The following is a 16,672-nucleotide window of genomic DNA, read 5'->3' on the forward strand; positions in this document are numbered from 1 at the left end:
TCAGGCGAGACGCACAGCGCCGGCGAACGGCATCCAGCTCATCTTGCCGACCTCGACCACGCCGCCCGGGTGCGGGGCGTGCACGATCTCGCCGTTGCCCAGGTAGATGGCCACGTGGCTGATGCCGGAGTAGAAGAACACCAGGTCGCCGGGGCGCAGCGCGGACTGCGAGACGCGCTGGCCGTCGTTGATCTGGGTGTACGTGGTGCGGCTGATGCTGATGCCGGCCGAGCGGTACGCGGCCTGGGTGAGGCCGGAGCAGTCGTACGAGTTCGGGCCGGTGGCGCCGGAGACGTACGGCTTGCCGCGCTGGGCGAGGGCGAAGCTGATGGCCTGCGCAGCGCGGCCGCTGGCGGGGCCGTTGTACGTGTAGGCCGCGCTGTTGCCGCTGCCGGACTGCTGGGTGTCCAGCTGCTTGACCTTCTTCTGCTCCTCGGCGGTGAGGCTGCTGAGCAGCTTCTGCGCGTCGGCGAGCTTGGCCGCGGCGTTCTTCTTCTCGGTGGCCAGCTTGGTCTGCGCGGCGGCGAGGTCGGCGACGCTGGCGGCGGCCTTGGTGCGCTCCGTCGTCGCGGCGGCCTGCTGGGTCCGGAATTCCTTGATGGCCTCTTCCTGCGTGGCCGACACACGGTCCACGAGGTGGGACTGCTCGAGGAACTTCTCCGGGTTGTCGGAGAGCAGCAGGGCGGTGGTCTGGTCGACGCCGCCTTCGCGGTACTGGGCGGCGGCGAACTGGCCCAGGGTCTCGCGGGCTTCGTTCAGCTTCTGCGTCTTCTTCGCGACCTCGGCCAGCAGCAGGTCGGACTTCGCGCGCTGCTGGTCGGTCTTCTCCTTCGCCGCGTTGGCGTGCTCCGTGGCGACTTCGGCCTTCTCGCGGAGGTCGTCGATCTGCGCCTTGACCTCCGTGATGGAGGGCTTCGCGGGCGCGGCGCTCGCGGACTCGCTCAGCAGAGTCACAGTGGCCAGCGCCACCGTCGTCAGGCCCACCATGGCACGCGGGCCGGTGGAGGCGAGTATTCGGGGACGCGGTTTGCGGTGCGACGCCAAGGCAGACATTCCTTCCGTGGACCGCTTACCGGGTTAGCTGACGGGTTCGGGCTGTGGAAGGCTGCCCTACGGTGCTGGCGTCCGTTGTGCGGACGTTCGCCCCGATTCACCCCAAGTCCTGCGTGTGGGTCCCCGGTTCCGACCTCGCGGCCGGATTCAGCGGAGGCAGCTCGCCGTCGGCACTGCGCCGGCTTGGGAACGATCTGCCTAGCGGGTCACCGTAGCCAACTGGGGCGACTCTTGGGAAGTTTCCTTCGGAAGGTGAGCGAAATCGCCTCGTTACCTTACCTATTGTGACCGTCGGGCCGGTCCTGGGCCCGACGGTCCACCCCATAACGGGAGAAGGGATCATTCAGGATGTGAACGGTCAGGACGGGCGCGAAGCGCCGTAAAAGGGCATCTGCGTGATCGGTGCGATCTTGACGACCGTGCCGGTGTGCGGCGCGTGGATCATGTTGCCGTCGCCTATGTAGAGGCCGACGTGGCTGATGTCGTCGTAGAAGAAGATCAGGTCGCCGGGCCGCAGCTCCGACATCGAGACGCGGTCGCCGGTCTTCACCTGGTCCCAGGTGGTGCGCGGCAGGGTGATGCCGGCCGCCTTCCAGGCCGCCTGCGTGAGCCCCGAGCAGTCGAACGAGGTCGGGCCCGTCGCGCCCCACACGTACGGCTTGCCGATCTGCTGACGGGCGAAGGCGATGGCCTTCTCCGCCTGCGAGGAGCTGCTGCTCGTACCGGACCCGCCCGTGCCGGTCCCCGTGCCCGTGCCGGCCTTCGCCGCCTCCTTGGCGGCGGCTTTCCGCGCGGCCTTCTCCTTGGCGGCGATCGCGGCGGCGCGCTTGCGGTCCTCCTCCGCCTTCTTGGCCGCGGCGGCCGCCAGCCGTGCCTTCTCCTGCACGGTCAGGGTGTTGAGGAGCTTCTGCGCCGACGCCAGCTTCTCCTTGACGGTCTGCTTCTCCGTCTCCAGCTTCGTCCGTGACGCGTTCAGCGCGTCGAGGCCCTTCACCGCCTCGGTGCGCTTCGTGGTCGTCGTGGCCTGCTGGACGCGGAAGTTCTCGACGGCGTCCTTCTGGTTGCTCGTCATCCGCTTCATCTGGTGCGTCTGGTCGAAGAACTCCTGCGGGGTGTCGGAGAGCAGGAAGGTGCTCGTCGTGTCGACACCGCCGCTGCGGTACTGGGCAGCCGCGTACTGGCCCAGGACGCGCCGGGCGTCGTTGAGCGACGCGGTCCGCTGGGCGACCTGGTTCAGCAGCGACTCGACCTTGGAGCTCTGCAGGTCGGCCTGCTCCTTCGCGCCGTTGTAGCGCTCGGTGGCGACCTCGGCGTCGTGGTTGAGCGCGTCGACCTTCGCCTGCACCTCCTCTATGGAGGGCGGCTGCGCGGGCGCCGCGCTCGCGGTCTCGCCGAGCAGCGTGACGGTGGCCAGTGCCGCCGCCGTGAGCCCGACGGCCGCGCGCGGGCCGGTCGTGGTGAGCAGCCCCGCGCGTATGCCGGGGCGGGGTTTGCGGTGCGACGCCAAGGCGGGAAGTCCTTCCGTGAACCGCTTACCGGGTTAGCTGTCGGGTTCGGGCTGTCGGAAGGTCGCCCTACGGTCCTGGCGGAAGATCCTGTGCGGACGTTCCGTGCGGACCGATTCACCCCAGTGGTGCTGATGGGTCCCCGGCTGCGGCCTCGCGGCCGCACTCAGCGGAGACGGCCCGTGACGGCGTGTTGCCGAAGGGGAGGACGGACCGTCTGGTTCGGCACGGTAGCCAACTCCCCCGCCCCGTGGGAAGGCCGGTGTCCGATAGGCCCGAAACCATTTCGTGATGTGCGCGCAGTGACCGGGAACGACAGCGGAGCGTGACGGATCTGTCGGTGTCCCTGGCGGACTCCCGCAAGCTGAGTACGAGGTGTCAGTGGGGGCGCCTAGACTCGGGAGGCGATGAGCAGCCTCTTTGACGACAGCTTCCTGGCCGACCTCCAGGCCCCCGACCACGGGTCGGAATCTGCCCCGCCGCCCCCGGAGCACAGCTCCGCGCACGGGCGGCCGGACGACGCGGCGGACGATCTCTTCGGCGGGCGCTTCCACGAGCCCCCGCAAGGCGGCCGGGACGCGTACTACCGGGACGGGGCCGCCCGCCCCGTCGTCGATCCCGCCCAGCTCCTGGAGGGGCTGAACGAGCAGCAGCGCGCCGCCGTGGTGCACGCGGGCGGGCCGCTGCTCATCGTCGCGGGCGCCGGATCGGGCAAGACCCGGGTGCTGACGCACCGCATCGCCCACCTGCTGGGCACCCGCGGCGCGCACCCCGGCGAGATCCTCGCGATCACCTTCACCAACAAGGCCGCGGGCGAGATGAAGGAGCGCGTCGGCGACCTCGTCGGCGCGCGCGCCAACGCGATGTGGGTCATGACCTTCCACAGCGCGTGCGTCCGCATCCTGCGCCGCGAGAGCAAGAAGCTCGGCTTCACCTCCAGCTTCTCGATCTACGACGCCGCCGACTCCAAGCGGCTCATGGCGCTCGTCTGCCGGGACCTGGACCTCGACCCCAAGCAGTTCCCGCCGAAGGCGTTCAGCGCGAAGGTCTCGAACCTCAAGAACGAGCTGATCGACGAGGAGGACTACGCCCGGCAGGCGGAGAACGCGTTCGACCGGCACGTCGCCGAGGCGTACGCGCTCTACCAGGCGCGGCTGCGCGAGGCCAACGCCCTGGACTTCGACGACATCATCATGACCGCGGTGCACCTGCTCCAGGCGTTCCCGGACGTCGCGGAGCACTACCGGCGCCGCTTCCGCCACGTCCTCGTGGACGAGTACCAGGACACCAACCACGCCCAGTACACGCTGGTGCGCGAGCTGGTGGGCACCGGCGACCAGACCGCCGAGCTGTGCGTGGTGGGTGACGCGGACCAGAGCATCTACGCCTTCCGCGGTGCCACCATCCGCAACATCCTCCAGTTCGAGGAGGACTACCCGCAGGCGACGACGATCCTGCTGGAGCAGAACTACCGCTCCACCCAGACGATCCTCACGGCCGCCAACGCCGTCATCGAGCGCAACGCGGGCCGCCGCGCCAAGAACCTGTGGACGGACGCCGGCGACGGCCCCGTCATCACGGGCTACGTCGCCGACCACGAGCACGACGAGGCGCAGTACATCGCCGAGGAGATCGACCGGCTGACGGACGCGGGCGAATCCCGCCCCGGCGACGTCGCCGTCTTCTACCGGACCAACGCCCAGTCGCGTGTCTTCGAAGAGGTCTTCATCCGCGTCGGGCTGCCCTACAAGGTCGTCGGCGGGGTGCGCTTCTACGAGCGCAAGGAGGTCCGCGACATCCTCGCGTACCTGCGCGTCCTGTCGAACCCCGAGGACACCGTCCCGCTCCGCCGGATCCTGAACGTGCCCAAGCGCGGCATCGGCGACCGCGCCGAGGCGATGATCGACGCCCTGTCGCTGCGCGAGAAGATCTCCTTCGCGCAGGCGCTGCGCCGGGTCGACGAGGCGTACGGCATGGCCGCCCGCTCCTCCAACGCCGTCAAGAAGTTCAACGAGCTGCTGGAGGAGCTCCGCACCATCGTCGAGTCGGGCGCCGGTCCCGCGACCGTCCTCGAAGCGGTGATGGAGCGGACGGGGTACCTGGCGGAGCTCCAGGCCTCCACGGACCCGCAGGACGAGACCCGCATCGAGAACCTTCAGGAACTGGCCGCCGTCGCCCTGGAGTTCGAGCAGGAGCGAGCGGCGGCGGAGGACGCGGAGCCCGGCACCCTCGCCGAGTTCCTGGAGCGTGTCGCACTGGTCGCCGACTCGGACCAGATCCCGGACGACGAGGAGGGGGGCGGCGTCATAACGCTGATGACGCTGCACACCGCCAAGGGCCTGGAGTTCCCGGTGGTCTTCCTCACCGGCATGGAGGACGGGGTCTTCCCGCACATGCGGGCCCTGGGGCAGGCCAAGGAGCTCGAGGAGGAGCGGCGACTGGCCTACGTCGGCATCACCCGGGCGCGCGAGCGGCTGTACGTGACGCGGTCGACGATGCGCAGCGCCTGGGGACAGCCCTCGTACAACCCGGCCTCGCGTTTCCTGGAGGAGATCCCGCCCACGCTGATCAACTGGAAGCGGACCGGCCCGCCGGCCGGGCCGGGTGCGGCGATGTCCGCCGCGGCCTCCTCGCTGTCCTCCTCCCGCGCCAAGGCGGGCCCCAAGGGCTTCGCGACGCGGCGGGCGACCGACCGTCCGGTGATCGCACTGACAGTGGGGGACCGGGTCACGCACGACCAGTTCGGGCTCGGGACCGTCGTCGGCGTCAGCGGCAGCGGGTCCGAGGCGCAGGCGACGATCGACTTCGGCGAGGAGAAGCCGAAGCGGCTGCTACTGCGGTACGCGCCGGTGCAGAAGCTCTGACAGCCCGCGGGTGGTGACGGGCCGGGGCGGCTTCGGCCGTCCCGGCCTTTCGACGTTCCGACGTTCTGCTGGTCCGACGTTCAGTCGTCGCGGCGTTCTGCGGGCTCGGTCAGCGGGGGTCGAGTCCGTGCGACCGCAGCCAAGGCATCGGGTCGATCGCCGAACCGCCCTGCGGCCGGACCTCGAAGTGCAGGTGCGGACCGGTGGTGTTGCCGGTGTCGCCCGAGTACGCGATGAGCTGGCCGGCCTTGACCTTGCCGGAGCGGATCTTGGTGCTGCTGAGGTGGCAGTACCAGGTCTCGGTGCCGTCGGCGGCGGTCACTATGGCCATGTTGCCGTAGGAGTTGTTCCACTGCGTGCGGATCGTGCCGTCGGTCACGGAGGACACGGGGGTGCCGGTGTCGACCGGGAAGTCGATGCCGGTGTGCAGCGCCATCCAGTTGACGCCGGACTGCCCGTAGTACGCGCTCAGTCCCCGCGCCGACACCGGCAGCAGGAACTTCGGCCGCAGGGCCTCCTTGCGCGCCGCCGCGTCGGCCTTCGCCTTCTTCGCGGCGACCTCGCGGTCCTTGAGGTCGATCCGCTCCTGCGTACGGCTGGCGCGGGTGGCGAAGTCGTCGGCGTCGGAGGTGACCCCGGCGAGCTGCGTGTCGAGCTTCGAGACGGGCGCGTTCGTGGCGGTCTTGGCGGCGGCCTCGGTCTTGGTCGTCGCATGGGCGCCCGGCACGTCGGAGATGGCCGCGGCGGCACAGGCCGCCACCCCCATGACGGCGACGGACGGCACCGCGATGGTCAGGAGCGCGGAGCGCTTCGCGGGCCGCTTGCGGCGGCTGCCGCTCCCGCCGCCGCGCGGGCCCGACGGTACGGGGGCCAGGTCGGCCTCGGGCGCGGTGTCGAGCTCGTGCTCGGATTCGTCTTCGGCGGCGAGCGCGGATTCGTGTTCCGGCTCCGACTCGTGCTGCGGCTCGGGCTCCGGCTCGTGCGTGTACTGGGCGGGGAACTCGGCGTACCCGGTGCCCGACACATTCGTGTACCCGGTCCCGTACGTGTTCCCGTAGGCGTCCGGGTAGGCGTCCGCGTAGTGCGGCGCGGGCTCCGGTGCCGACTCCGGCGCGTAGCCGTGCTCGACGGGTGCGGCCTGCTCGGGCACGGTGTAGAGGCCGGTGTCCCACGACATCGCCTCGTACGTGCCGGTCGGGTAGCTGCCGGTGTCCTGCCCGGGGGCGTTGTAGCCGTACGCCGGGTACTGGCCGGAGTCCCACGCCTGTTGCGGCTGCTGCCCCTGCTGCTGGTACTGCGCCTGGGGCTGCTCCGGATACGTCGGGTAGCTGCCCGTCTGCGCCTGCCAGAAGCCGCTCGCGTCGTAGCTGCCCGTCTCGTGGACGGACGCGCCGGGCGCTTCGTAGCCGTGCTGCGCCGGTTGCGGGACAAACGCGTAGCTGCCCGTGGCGCCCTGGTCCGAGGTGGCGGCCATCGCTCCGAAGAGCGGGTCGCCATCGGCGAAGGTGGTGCCGATGTTCTGGTACGAGCCCGTCGTAGAGGGGTCGTAGCCGTAAGCACCGTAGTCGGGGGCGTACCCCGACGGGTGACGATCGTTCACCGCCTACTTCTCTTTCGCTTCGGCAGCAGGAGAATTAGCGGTGACTGTAGCCCCCTACCCCCGACGGCGACAATCTTCGGCAGGTTCCGGATCTGCACAATGCGTTGTGTTCGAATTCAATTCGACGGCTATGCCACGTTCTCCGCCGCCACCGCGCGCTCCTCGCCGCTCAGCGCCTGCCGGATCCCGGCCGCCACAGCGGCGTGCACCGGCAGTGCGAGATGCCCGATTCCCGCGACTTGCACATTGTGTACTGCCAGGTCGGGATGGTCGATGCGGGCGGTTTCCGCCGGGATCATCAATTCGTCCAGGTCGCTCCAGAAGGCGACGAAATGTGTGCGACAACCGGGGGCCGGTTCGGTCAATTCGCGCAGCAGGCCGGAGCCCGGGCGCATTTGCCACACGATCGGATGCGGCGCGAGCAGCGGCGCGAGCCGCGTGCCGGAGTGCGGCGTTCCCAGCGTCACCACCGTGCGTACCCGGGCGTCTCCGCCGAGGCGCTGCACGTAGTAGCGGGCTATCAGACCGCCCAGGCTGTGGCCGACGATGTCCAGCTGCCGCTGCCCGGTCTGTTCGCAGATCTGCTCGACGTGCCGGCCGAGCAGTGCGGCGGCCGTACGGATGTCGCAGCTCAGCGGTGAGTAGTTCAGCGCCTGGACGTGCGTCCAGCCGTGCTTCCGCAGGGAGCGGCGCAGGAGGGTGAAGACGGAGCGGTTGTCGACGAAGCCGTGCAGCAGCAGGACGGGCGGGTGCGCGGGGCCGGCGGGCCGCAGCCGCGTCGGCGTACTGCGGGAGCCCGTGGCCGTCTCTGCCGACGGGTCGGTGAGCGCGTCCGTGGGTGGGTCGGCGGGTGGGTCGGTGCCCGCGGAGGGTGCGGGGCCGGAGGGGCGACGCTCGGGGAGGATGCCGGTCGGGTAGAGGAAGAGGTGCCCGGTCAGGATGACGAGTTCCAGCACCGCGGCCCGGACGATGGCTGTGCTGCGCAGCCAGCGGCCCGTGGCGGCGGTTTCGAACGACTGGGCGCTCATGGCTCACCTCCCGTGCGGCACGACAGGAGACAGCTCCGTCCCCCGTGCGCCCTAGTCCCCCATGACCGGAGAGCCGTTTTCCCAGCCTCCGCCTCTCCGGGAACGCATCGGGCCCGCAGGGCGACCTCCGGCGGAACGGAGGACGGCGGCGGGCCCAACGTGTTGCGAACGTGTCCCTTCGTGTGATTTCCCCCTCGCTCCGCACCGCGAAACTGTCGGGTGCGGGATGCTGGAGATAACGTTCGTTCACACTCGGTCCCGCTCGTGGTCCCGCTCGGCCGGCGATGGCGCCGGCAATGTCATGGAGGCAGTGATGGGAGTGTCCGGTCCGATCCGCGTGGTAGTGGCCAAGCCGGGTCTCGACGGTCATGATCGCGGGGCCAAGGTCATCGCCAGGGCGCTGCGCGACGCCGGCATGGAGGTCATCTACACCGGCCTCCATCAGACCCCCGAGCAAGTGGTCGACACCGCGATCCAGGAGGACGCCGACGCGATCGGGCTCTCCATCCTCTCGGGAGCGCACATGACGCTCTTCGCGAAGGTCCTCGACCTGCTGAAGGACCGCGACGCCCTGGACATCAAGGTCTTCGGCGGCGGCATCATCCCCGAGGCGGACATCGCGCCCCTCAAGGCGCTCGGCGTCGCGGAGATCTTCACCCCCGGCACGCCCACCACGGACGCCGTCGCCTGGGTCCGGGCCAACGTCCGCCAGGGCGCCGAGGCCTGAACCAACCGGATCCGCCGCCGTCGGCCGGTTCATCCGGCCGGCGGTGGCGGGGCCGGCGGCTGGAGTTCCGCGAGCATGACGGAGCGCAGGCGCAGGGTGCTGACCAGCCGCTGGAAGGCCTCCACCCAGTAGCTGCCCGCGCCGGGCGACCCGTCGTCCGGCTCTTCCGTCACGGCGGTCAGAGCGGTGAGCCGCTCGGCCTCCGCCGGGTCGAGGCACCGTTCGGCCAGGCCCATCACCCCGCTGAAGCTCCACGGATAGCTGCCGGCGTCCCGTGCGATGTCGAGAGCGTCGACCACCGCCCGGCCCAGCGGGCCGGCCCAGGGGACGGCGCAGACGCCGAGCATCTGGAATGCCTCGGACAGCCCGTGCGTGGCGATGAAGCGGGCCACCCAGTCCGCGCGCTCCTCCTCCGGCAGGATCGACAGCAGTTTGGCCGGGTCGCCGACCGCGGCGACCGGTGACGCGGGCGCCGGCGGCGGTCCGAGCAGGGCGCGGGCCCAGGCGGGGTCGCGCTGGCGCACCGCGGCCCGGCACCAGGCGGCGTGCAGATCGGGCTGCCAGTCGTCCGCCACGGGCAAGGCGATGATCTCCTCGGGGCCGCGGCCGCCGAACCGGGCGGTCCAGGTGGCCAGCGGCGCCGCCTCCACCAGCTGGCCGAACCACCAGGCGCGCGCGCCGCGGCCGTTGGGCGGATGCGGGGCGACACCGTCGCGTTCCATCGCGGCGTCGCACTCGTACGGCGCCTCCACGAGGATGCCGATCCCCGCCACGTTCTCCCCGGCGCCCAGCGAGACGCAGCTGCGGGCCCGCTCGGCCATCCGGGCGGCGAGCGCGGAGCCGGGCAGCGCGGAGAGCAACTCGGCCGCGGTCGCCCGGACGTTGCGGCTGCGGTCGGTCAGCGCCTGTTCCAGGAACGGCTCGTCGGCGGGCGAGAGGCCCGCGCGCAGCGAGTCGAGGAACATCAGCCGGTCCTCGGCACGCTCGCTGGTCCACGTCGACCGCAGCAGCGCGAGCGCGCCCCGCGCGTCCCGGCCGCGCAGCCGGGTCAGCAGGGCGACCCGCTCGGCGAACAGGCCCTCCTCCCACAGCCGCCGGATCGCCGCCGGGTCCCCGGCCGCCGGCTCCAGTCCCCTGACCCCGGCCCGCAGCGCGAACCGCCAGTCCGGATTGAGCTCCGCCAGCCACAGCGCGCGGGGGCCGGCCAGCGCCAGGGCGTCGGTCCGCAGGTCGGTTCTGGCGCGTGCGGCGTCCAGCAGGTCGGGCAGGAGCGCGGACGGCGCGGCGTACCCGTACCGCCTCGCCGCGGTGAGCCACTGCGGGAGCAGTTCGGCGAGGTTGGGGGCCGTGCCGCGCCTGCCGGACGAGCCGCCGCCCGCCGAGCGGTCCGCGAGCAGCAGCCCCAGCCTGCGGCGTGCCGCCTCGGGCAGCACCGGCCGCCCGTCCGGAGTGGCGGGCACCGGCCGCTCCCGCGCAGGGGCGGGCCGCAGGCCCGCGCGGCGGCGCACGGTGCCGATCGCCGCCGCGTCGAGCAGCTCGACCGCCGGGTCCTGGCCCGCGTGCGGGTCCGCGGACGGTGGCGGTCTGCGCCGGTCCGTGCCGAGCAGTGCGCTCCCGACCAGGTCGCTCCAGCTGGCGTTCATCATGCCTCCGCGTTCCTCCTCGATCGGCCCCGGAACCGGCGACCGGGCCGGGCCGGGCCGGGTCCGGCACGGCTTACAGCGGGACGGGCGTGGCGTCCGGGCCCCAGGCGGTGAGGGGGCGGACGCCGGTGTGGCCGAGCTCGGCGAAGAGCGTGACCGGGTGGCCGCCGGAGACGGCGGCCAGTCGCCAGGGGCCGCGCCCGGCGATCGGCAGCGCGTCCTGGCCGTCGGCGTCGGCGAGCTGCCAGCCACCGGAATCGGTGCCCGGTATGGGGACGACCCCGGACAGCACGACCGGCCAGGCGTCGAGCCACGGATCGTCCGCGAGGGCGGCCCCGTACGCGGCGAGGGCCGGACCGACCGGGACGCCGGCCGGGACCGCGCCGGGTGCGGCCGGCCCGTGGCTCTCGCCGAGCACGGCGCGCAGCGGCCGGGCCGAGGGGTAGAAGGCGACCTCGGCGTCGAGGCTCAGCCCGACCGGGAGCGTCAGTTCCGGTGCCCGGCCCGCGGCGCCGAAGGCGAGCAGCATCGCGACGCGCCCCGACCGGGCGCCGTGCAGCCAGATCCGACGGGTGGTCAGCCGGTCGTCCGAAGTGTCGAGTTGTGAGAGCACCAGCCAGCGGTCGCGGACGGTGGGCCCGGCCAGCAACTCGGCCGCGTCCGTGGTGAAGCCGACGCGGGAGCGCACCGTGGCGGCCAGTGGGCCGGGCAGCCGCTGCTCGGCGAGGTATCCCCGCGTGAGCAGATGGAGCAGCGAGGACTCCTCCAGCAGCCGCGAGGGCCAGTCACCGCCCCCCGCGGCGACCGCGCCCAACTCCCGCACCCGGGTGGCCAGCCCGGGCGCCTGCGCGTCCACCATCCGGGCCGCGATCTCGTCCCACTTCTGGTAGCCCTCCCGGTCGGCGCCGGCCAGTCCGCCGCGCAGCAGGTCGGTCAGCCGCCGCTCCAGCTCCGTCACGCCCGCCGTGACCCGCCGGCCGCGCCGCTCGGCACGCAGCCGCGCCGCCTCCGGGTCGGCGGGCTTCGCCGGCCCGGCCGCGGCGGCCCTCGTCCGCTCCTGCCGGCTGTCGAGCCATTCGGTCACCCAATCCGGTGCCTCCGCCGGTCCGACGGCCCCGCCCGGCGCCTCGGACCACAGGAGCAGCAGCCCGAGCGCGTGTTTGCAGGGGAACTTGCGGCTCGGGCAACTGCACTGGTAGCCGGGGCCCTTCGTGTCCACGACCGTCTGGTAGGGCTTGCTGCCGCTGCCCGCGCACAGGCCCCACACCGCCGCTCGCGCCGTGCCCGTACCGGACCAGGACGCGGGCAGGGCGAGCCGGGCCCCGGCCTTCCGTGACGCCACGTCAGGAGCCAGCGCCAGCACCTGATCCGTACTCCACCGTTCCTCCATGCCACGACCGTAGGTGCCCCCACTGACAACGCGTCCGACCTGCGGCTTCACCCGTTGTCAGTGGCGTGGTGCAAGGTGGAAATCACTGCGGGACCGAGGGGCTCCGCGGTATTGGACAGGGGGATTCATGGCAGTCATGCCCACCGACATCGAGGATGCTCCGGGTGCTCTGCGGCCGCACGCGGAGGAGGCCTTCGCCCATGAACTGAAGGCCCTCGCCGCGGCCGACGACCGTCCGCGTCCCTACGGTTGGAACCTCTCGCCGTGGGCGGTGGCCCTGTACCTGCTCGGTGGCACCCTGCCTGGGGGCGGGACCGTCATCACGCCCAAGTACGTCGGCCCCCGGCGCATCGTCGAGGTCGCCGTCACCACCCTCGCCACCGACCGGGCGCTGCTGCTGCTCGGCGTACCGGGCACCGCCAAGACCTGGGTGTCGGAGCACCTGGCCGCCGCCGTCAGCGGCGACTCCACCCTCCTGGTCCAGGGCACGGCCGGGACGCCGGAGGAGGCCATCCGCTACGGCTGGAACTATGCGGAGCTGCTCACGAACGGCCCGAGCCGCAGGGCCCTGGTGTCCAGTCCCGTCATGCGGGCGATGGCCGAGGGCCGGATCGCCCGGGTCGAGGAGCTGACCCGGATACCGGCCGACGTGCAGGACAGCCTCATCACGATCCTGTCCGAGAAGACACTGCCGATACCGGAGTTGGGCGCGGAGACCCAGGCTGTCCGCGGCTTCAACCTGATCGCCACCGCCAATGACCGCGACCGCGGTGTCAACGAGCTGTCCAGCGCGCTGCGCCGCCGGTTCAACACCGTCGTGCTCCCGCTGCCCGCCTCGGCGGAGGACGAGATCGACATCGTCACCCGCCGGGTCGACCAGCTCGGCCGGGGGCTCGACCTCCCGGCCGTCCCCGAGGGCGCCGACGAGATCCGCCGGGTCGTCACCGTCTTCCGCGAGCTGCGCGGCGGTGTGACCGCCGACGGCCGGACGAAGGTGAAGTCGCCCTCCGGCACGCTGTCGACGGCCGAGGCGATCTCGGTCGTGACCAACGGCCTGGCGCTCGCGGCGCACTTCGGTGACGGCGTGCTGCGGGCGGGCGACATCGCCGCCGGGATCCTGGGCGCGGTCGTCCGCGATCCGGCCGCCGACCGGGTGATCTGGCAGGAGTACCTGGAGACGGTCGTGCGCGAGCGCGAGGGCTGGAAGGACTTCTACCGCGCCTGCCGGGAGGCGAGCGCATGAGTGCGCCGGCCGTCATGGCACCCGCCGTCACGCCCTCCGCCGCCGGTCCTCCGGGGGTCGCGCTGCTGGGGATCCGGCACCACGGGCCGGGCTCCGCGCGGGCCGTGCGCGCCGCGCTCGACGCTTACCGGCCGGGAACGGTGCTGATAGAGGGGCCGCCGGAGGCCGACGCGCTCGTCGGGCTCGCCGCCGAGGAGGGGATGCGGCCGCCCGTCGCCCTGCTCGCGCACGTCCTGGACGACCCGGCGCGGGCCGCCTTCTGGCCCTTCGCGGAGTTCTCGCCGGAGTGGGTGGCGATCCGGTGGGCCGCCGGCCACGGCGTGCCGGTCACCTTCATCGACCTGCCCGCCGCCCACTCCCTCGCCCTGCGCACCGCTTCGGACGGGCAGGACGACGCGGTGGAGGACGAAGCGGTGGAGGACGAAGCGGCACAGGCGCTGCGCATCGACCCGCTGGCCGTGCTCGCGGAGACGGCCGGGTACGACGATCCGGAACGCTGGTGGGAGGACGCGGTCGAGCACCGGAACAGCAGCGGCGAGGACCCGCTGGCGCCGTTCGCGGCGCTCGCCGAGGCGATGGGCGCGCTGCGCGAGCTGTACGGAGACGGCGGCGGCCAGGAGGACGACCCGGCGCGCGAGGCCCACATGCGGCTGCGCGTCCGGGACGCCCGCCGGGCGCACGACCGTGTCGCGGTGGTCTGCGGGGCCTGGCACGTCCCGGCGCTCGCCCGGCCGGCGACCGCCACCGCCGACCGGCGGCTGCTGAAGGGGCTGCCCCAGGTGAAGGTCGAGATGACGTGGGTGCCGTGGACGCACCGCCGGCTCTCCCGGCACAGCGGCTACGGCGCGGGCATCGACTCGCCCGGCTGGTACGGCCACCTGTTCGGGGCCCGGGACCGGCCCGTCACCCGCTGGATGACCAAGGTCGCCGGGCTGCTCCGTGCCGAGGACCTGCCGGTTTCCTCCGCGCACGTCATCGAGGCCGTGCGGCTCGCCGACAGCCTCGCGGCCATGCGCGGCCGCCCGCTCGCCGGGCTGAGCGAGACGACGGACGCGATCCGTGCGGTGATGTGCGACGGCTCGGACGCGCCGCTCGCCCTCATCAGGGACCGCCTCGTCGTCGGCGACGTCCTGGGCGAGGTCCCGGACAGCGCGCCCGCCGTGCCGCTCGCCAGGGACCTGGCCCGGGAGCAGCGCAGACTCCGGCTGAAGCCCGAGGCGCTGGAACGCGACGTGGAACTGGACCTGCGCAAGGAGACCGACGCGGGCCGCAGCCGGCTGCTGCACCGGCTCGGGCTGCTGGGCGTCGACTGGGGCGAGCAGGTCACCTCGCGCGGCGGGACGGGGACGTTCCGGGAGAGCTGGCGGCTGCGGTGGGAGCCGGAACTGGCGATCCGGGTCGCCGAGGCCGGGATCTGGGGCACGACGCTGCTCTCCGCGGCGACGGCGAAGACCGAGGAAGGGGCGGTGCGCGCCGCCGCGCTCGCCGACGTGACCGCGCTCGCCGAGCGCTGCCTCGTCGCGGGCCTCCCGGACGCGCTGCCGGTGGTGATGCGGGTGCTGTCCGACCGGGCCGCCCTGGAGACCGACGTCGGCCACCTCGCCAGGGCGCTGCCCGCCCTCGTCCGGTCCGCCCGCTACGGCGACGTCCGCGGTACGGACTCCGCGGCGCTCCACCAGGTCGCCGGGGGGCTGGCACGACGGGTCTGCGTCGGGCTGCCGCCCGCCTGTGCCGGGCTGGACGCGGACGGCGCCGCCGAGATGCGCGGCCACGTCGAGGCGGCCCACCGGGCGATCGGCCTCCTGGGGGCCGACGGCCTCCTCGACCGGTGGGCGGTGATGCTGCGGGGCGTCGCCGAGCGGGACGGGGCGATACCGGGGCTGCTGCGCGGCAGCGCCGCGCGGCTGCTGATGGACGACGGACGGCTCGACGAGGCGGCCGCCGCCCGGCTGATGGCGCTCGCCCTGTCGCCGGGGACACCGTCGGCCGAGGCGGCGGCGTGGCTGGAGGGCTTCCTCGCGGGCGGCGGCATGCTCCTCGTCCACGACGAGCGGCTGCTCGCCCTGCTCGACGGCTGGCTCACCGCGGTACCGGCCGCCGCGTTCGACGACGTGCTGCCACTCCTGCGGCGCACGTTCGGCGAGTTCGAGTCCGGCGTCCGCCGCACGGTCGGCGAACTGGTCGGCCGCGGCGCCGCGGGCCGGCCCGCGGTCGCCGCCGGGGACGGCGTGCCGGGCTTCGGCCCCGACCTCGACGAGGATCGGGCGGCGGCGGTGCTGCCGGTGCTGCGGCTGCTGCTGGGTGGCGCGGAGGGGCGGCCGGACGATGCGGAGCGGCCCGGGACGACGGGGGAGAACGGATGACCGAGGACACGACGACCGGCGGTACGAACCGGGCGGTTCCCGCCGATGAACGCATGCGCCGCTGGCGGCTGGTGCTCGGGGGAGGGGCCGCCGACGGGACGGGGTGCGCGCTCGCCGGAAGGGACGCGGCGATGGACCGCACCCTCGGGGCGCTCTACGGGGGCGACGGCGGCGGCGCGGACGGGAAGGCGGGCCGGACGGCCGGTCTCGGCGGCTCCGCGCCGCAGGCCGCCCGCTGGCTCGGCGACATCCGCACGTACTTCCCGTCCTCCGTCGTCCAGGTGATGCAGCGGGACGCGATCGACCGGCTCGGGCTGTCGGCGATGCTGCTGGAGCCGGAGATGCTGGAGGCCGTGGAGGCGGACGTCCACCTCGTCGGCACGCTGCTGTCGCTCAACAAGGTGATGCCGGAGACGACGAAGGAGACCGCGCGGGCCGTGGTCCGCAAGGTCGTCGAGGACCTGGAGAGGAAGCTCGCCACCCGGACCCGCGCGACCCTGACCGGGGCCCTGGACCGGTCCGCGCGGATCAACCGCCCGCGCCACCGTGACATCGACTGGAACCGCACCATCCGCGCGAACCTCAAGCACTACCTCCCCGAGCACGGCACGATCGTGCCCGAACGGCTGATCGGGTACGGCCGGGCGTCGCAGGCGGTGAAGAAGGACGTGGTGCTCTGCATCGACCAGTCCGGGTCGATGGCCGCGTCCGTCGTCTACGCCTCCGTGTTCGGGGCGGTGCTGGCCTCGATGCGGAGCATCGACACCAAGCTGGTCGTGTTCGACACCGCCGTGGTCGACCTGACGGACCGGTTGGACGATCCGGTGGATGTGCTCTTCGGCACACAGCTCGGCGGCGGCACCGACATCAACCGCGCCCTGGCGTACTGCCAGTCCCTGATCACCCGGCCGGCGGAGACCGTGGTCGTCCTCATCAGCGATCTCTACGAGGGCGGGATCCGCGACGAGATGCTCAAACGGGTGGCCGCCATGAAGGGCGCGGGAGTCCAGTTCGTGGCGCTGCTGGCCCTGTCGGACGAGGGCGCGCCGTCCTACGACCGTGAGCACGCGGCCGCGCTGGCCGCGCTCGGAGCCCCCGCTTTCGCCTGCACACCGGACCTGTTTCCCGAGGTGATGGCCGCCGCGCTCGAAAAGCGACCACTGCCCGTACCAGAAGCCTGACACGAGCCTGACAATGCCTCCTGTGACCGTTCTCACCGCTGACATGTGACCTGCGATTTAGGGACCTACCGTCCT

The 16,672-nt window shown here is 72.7% G+C and carries 11 protein-coding genes and 2 riboswitches; of the genes, 5 read left to right on the top strand and 6 right to left on the bottom strand.

Annotation, left to right across the window (positions count from 1 at the left end; all coding sequences use genetic code 11):
• Together O3X23_RS14885 and O3X23_RS14890 are read right to left on the bottom strand one after the other, a co-directional pair.
• Complete coding sequence (locus tag O3X23_RS14885; protein ID WP_443047855.1) at positions 1-1,053, bottom strand: NlpC/P60 family protein; 1,053 nt, start codon at positions 1,051-1,053, stop codon at positions 1-3.
• Positions 1,052-1,216, bottom strand: a riboswitch (cyclic di-AMP (ydaO/yuaA leader). Its footprint overlaps the gene before it by 2 nt.
• A gap of 195 nt (positions 1,217-1,411) precedes the next feature.
• Positions 1,412-2,560: a C40 family peptidase gene (locus O3X23_RS14890; protein WP_269271836.1), complete on the bottom strand. Its 1,149-nt coding sequence runs from the start codon at positions 2,558-2,560 to the stop codon at positions 1,412-1,414.
• Positions 2,561-2,566: 6 nt separating this feature from the next.
• Positions 2,567-2,740, bottom strand: a riboswitch (cyclic di-AMP (ydaO/yuaA leader).
• Positions 2,741-2,965: 225 nt separating this feature from the next.
• On the opposite strand from O3X23_RS14890, the gene pcrA reads away from it, so the two are divergent.
• Positions 2,966-5,422: a DNA helicase PcrA gene (gene pcrA, locus O3X23_RS14895; protein WP_269271837.1), complete on the top strand. Its 2,457-nt coding sequence runs from the start codon at positions 2,966-2,968 to the stop codon at positions 5,420-5,422.
• A gap of 109 nt (positions 5,423-5,531) precedes the next feature.
• On the opposite strand, the gene O3X23_RS14900 is transcribed toward pcrA, so the two are convergent.
• Entirely contained in the window at positions 5,532-7,022 is a 1,491-nt protein-coding gene (locus O3X23_RS14900; protein ID WP_269271838.1) for a peptidoglycan DD-metalloendopeptidase family protein, read from the bottom strand.
• Positions 7,023-7,150: 128 nt separating this feature from the next.
• The gene (locus tag O3X23_RS14905; RefSeq protein ID WP_269271839.1) at positions 7,151-8,050 is read right to left on the bottom strand and encodes an esterase/lipase family protein; all 900 of its coding nucleotides are present in this window, start codon (positions 8,048-8,050) and stop codon (positions 7,151-7,153) included.
• Between the two features lie 313 nt (positions 8,051-8,363).
• On the opposite strand from O3X23_RS14905, the gene O3X23_RS14910 reads away from it, so the two are divergent.
• Positions 8,364-8,777 carry a cobalamin B12-binding domain-containing protein gene (locus tag O3X23_RS14910; protein WP_269271840.1) on the top strand — a complete coding sequence of 138 codons (414 nt, stop codon included), beginning with the start codon at positions 8,364-8,366 and terminating at the stop codon, positions 8,775-8,777.
• 29 nt (positions 8,778-8,806) lie between these two features.
• Here the strand turns inward: O3X23_RS14910 and O3X23_RS14915 are convergent, their stop codons facing one another.
• Positions 8,807-10,423, bottom strand: coding sequence for a DUF5691 domain-containing protein (locus O3X23_RS14915; protein ID WP_269271841.1), 1,617 nt, complete (start codon positions 10,421-10,423; stop codon positions 8,807-8,809).
• Between the two features lie 70 nt (positions 10,424-10,493).
• Entirely contained in the window at positions 10,494-11,810 is a 1,317-nt protein-coding gene (locus O3X23_RS14920) for an SWIM zinc finger family protein (protein ID WP_269271842.1), read from the bottom strand.
• Between the two features lie 127 nt (positions 11,811-11,937).
• Here O3X23_RS14920 and O3X23_RS14925 point away from each other — a divergent pair, with 127 nt between their 5' ends.
• The 3 genes from O3X23_RS14925 to O3X23_RS14935 are packed head-to-tail and all read left to right on the top strand — an operon-like array spanning position 11,938 to position 16,597.
• A complete protein-coding gene (locus tag O3X23_RS14925) occupies positions 11,938-13,053 on the top strand; it encodes an ATP-binding protein (protein WP_269271843.1) in 1,116 nt (371 codons plus the stop codon).
• Entirely contained in the window at positions 13,050-15,416 is a 2,367-nt protein-coding gene (locus O3X23_RS14930) for a DUF5682 family protein (protein WP_443047856.1), read from the top strand. Before O3X23_RS14925 ends, O3X23_RS14930 begins: the two co-directional genes overlap by 4 nt.
• Positions 15,413-16,597, top strand: a complete 1,185-nt coding sequence (locus O3X23_RS14935) for a VWA domain-containing protein (protein WP_269271844.1) — start codon at positions 15,413-15,415, stop codon at positions 16,595-16,597. The genes O3X23_RS14930 and O3X23_RS14935 overlap by 4 nt, the downstream gene beginning before the upstream one ends.
• Positions 16,598-16,672 lie beyond the last annotated feature (75 nt).

This window comes from Streptomyces sp. H39-S7 (assembly GCF_027158205.1).
Lineage (GTDB): Bacteria > Actinomycetota > Actinomycetes > Streptomycetales > Streptomycetaceae > Actinacidiphila.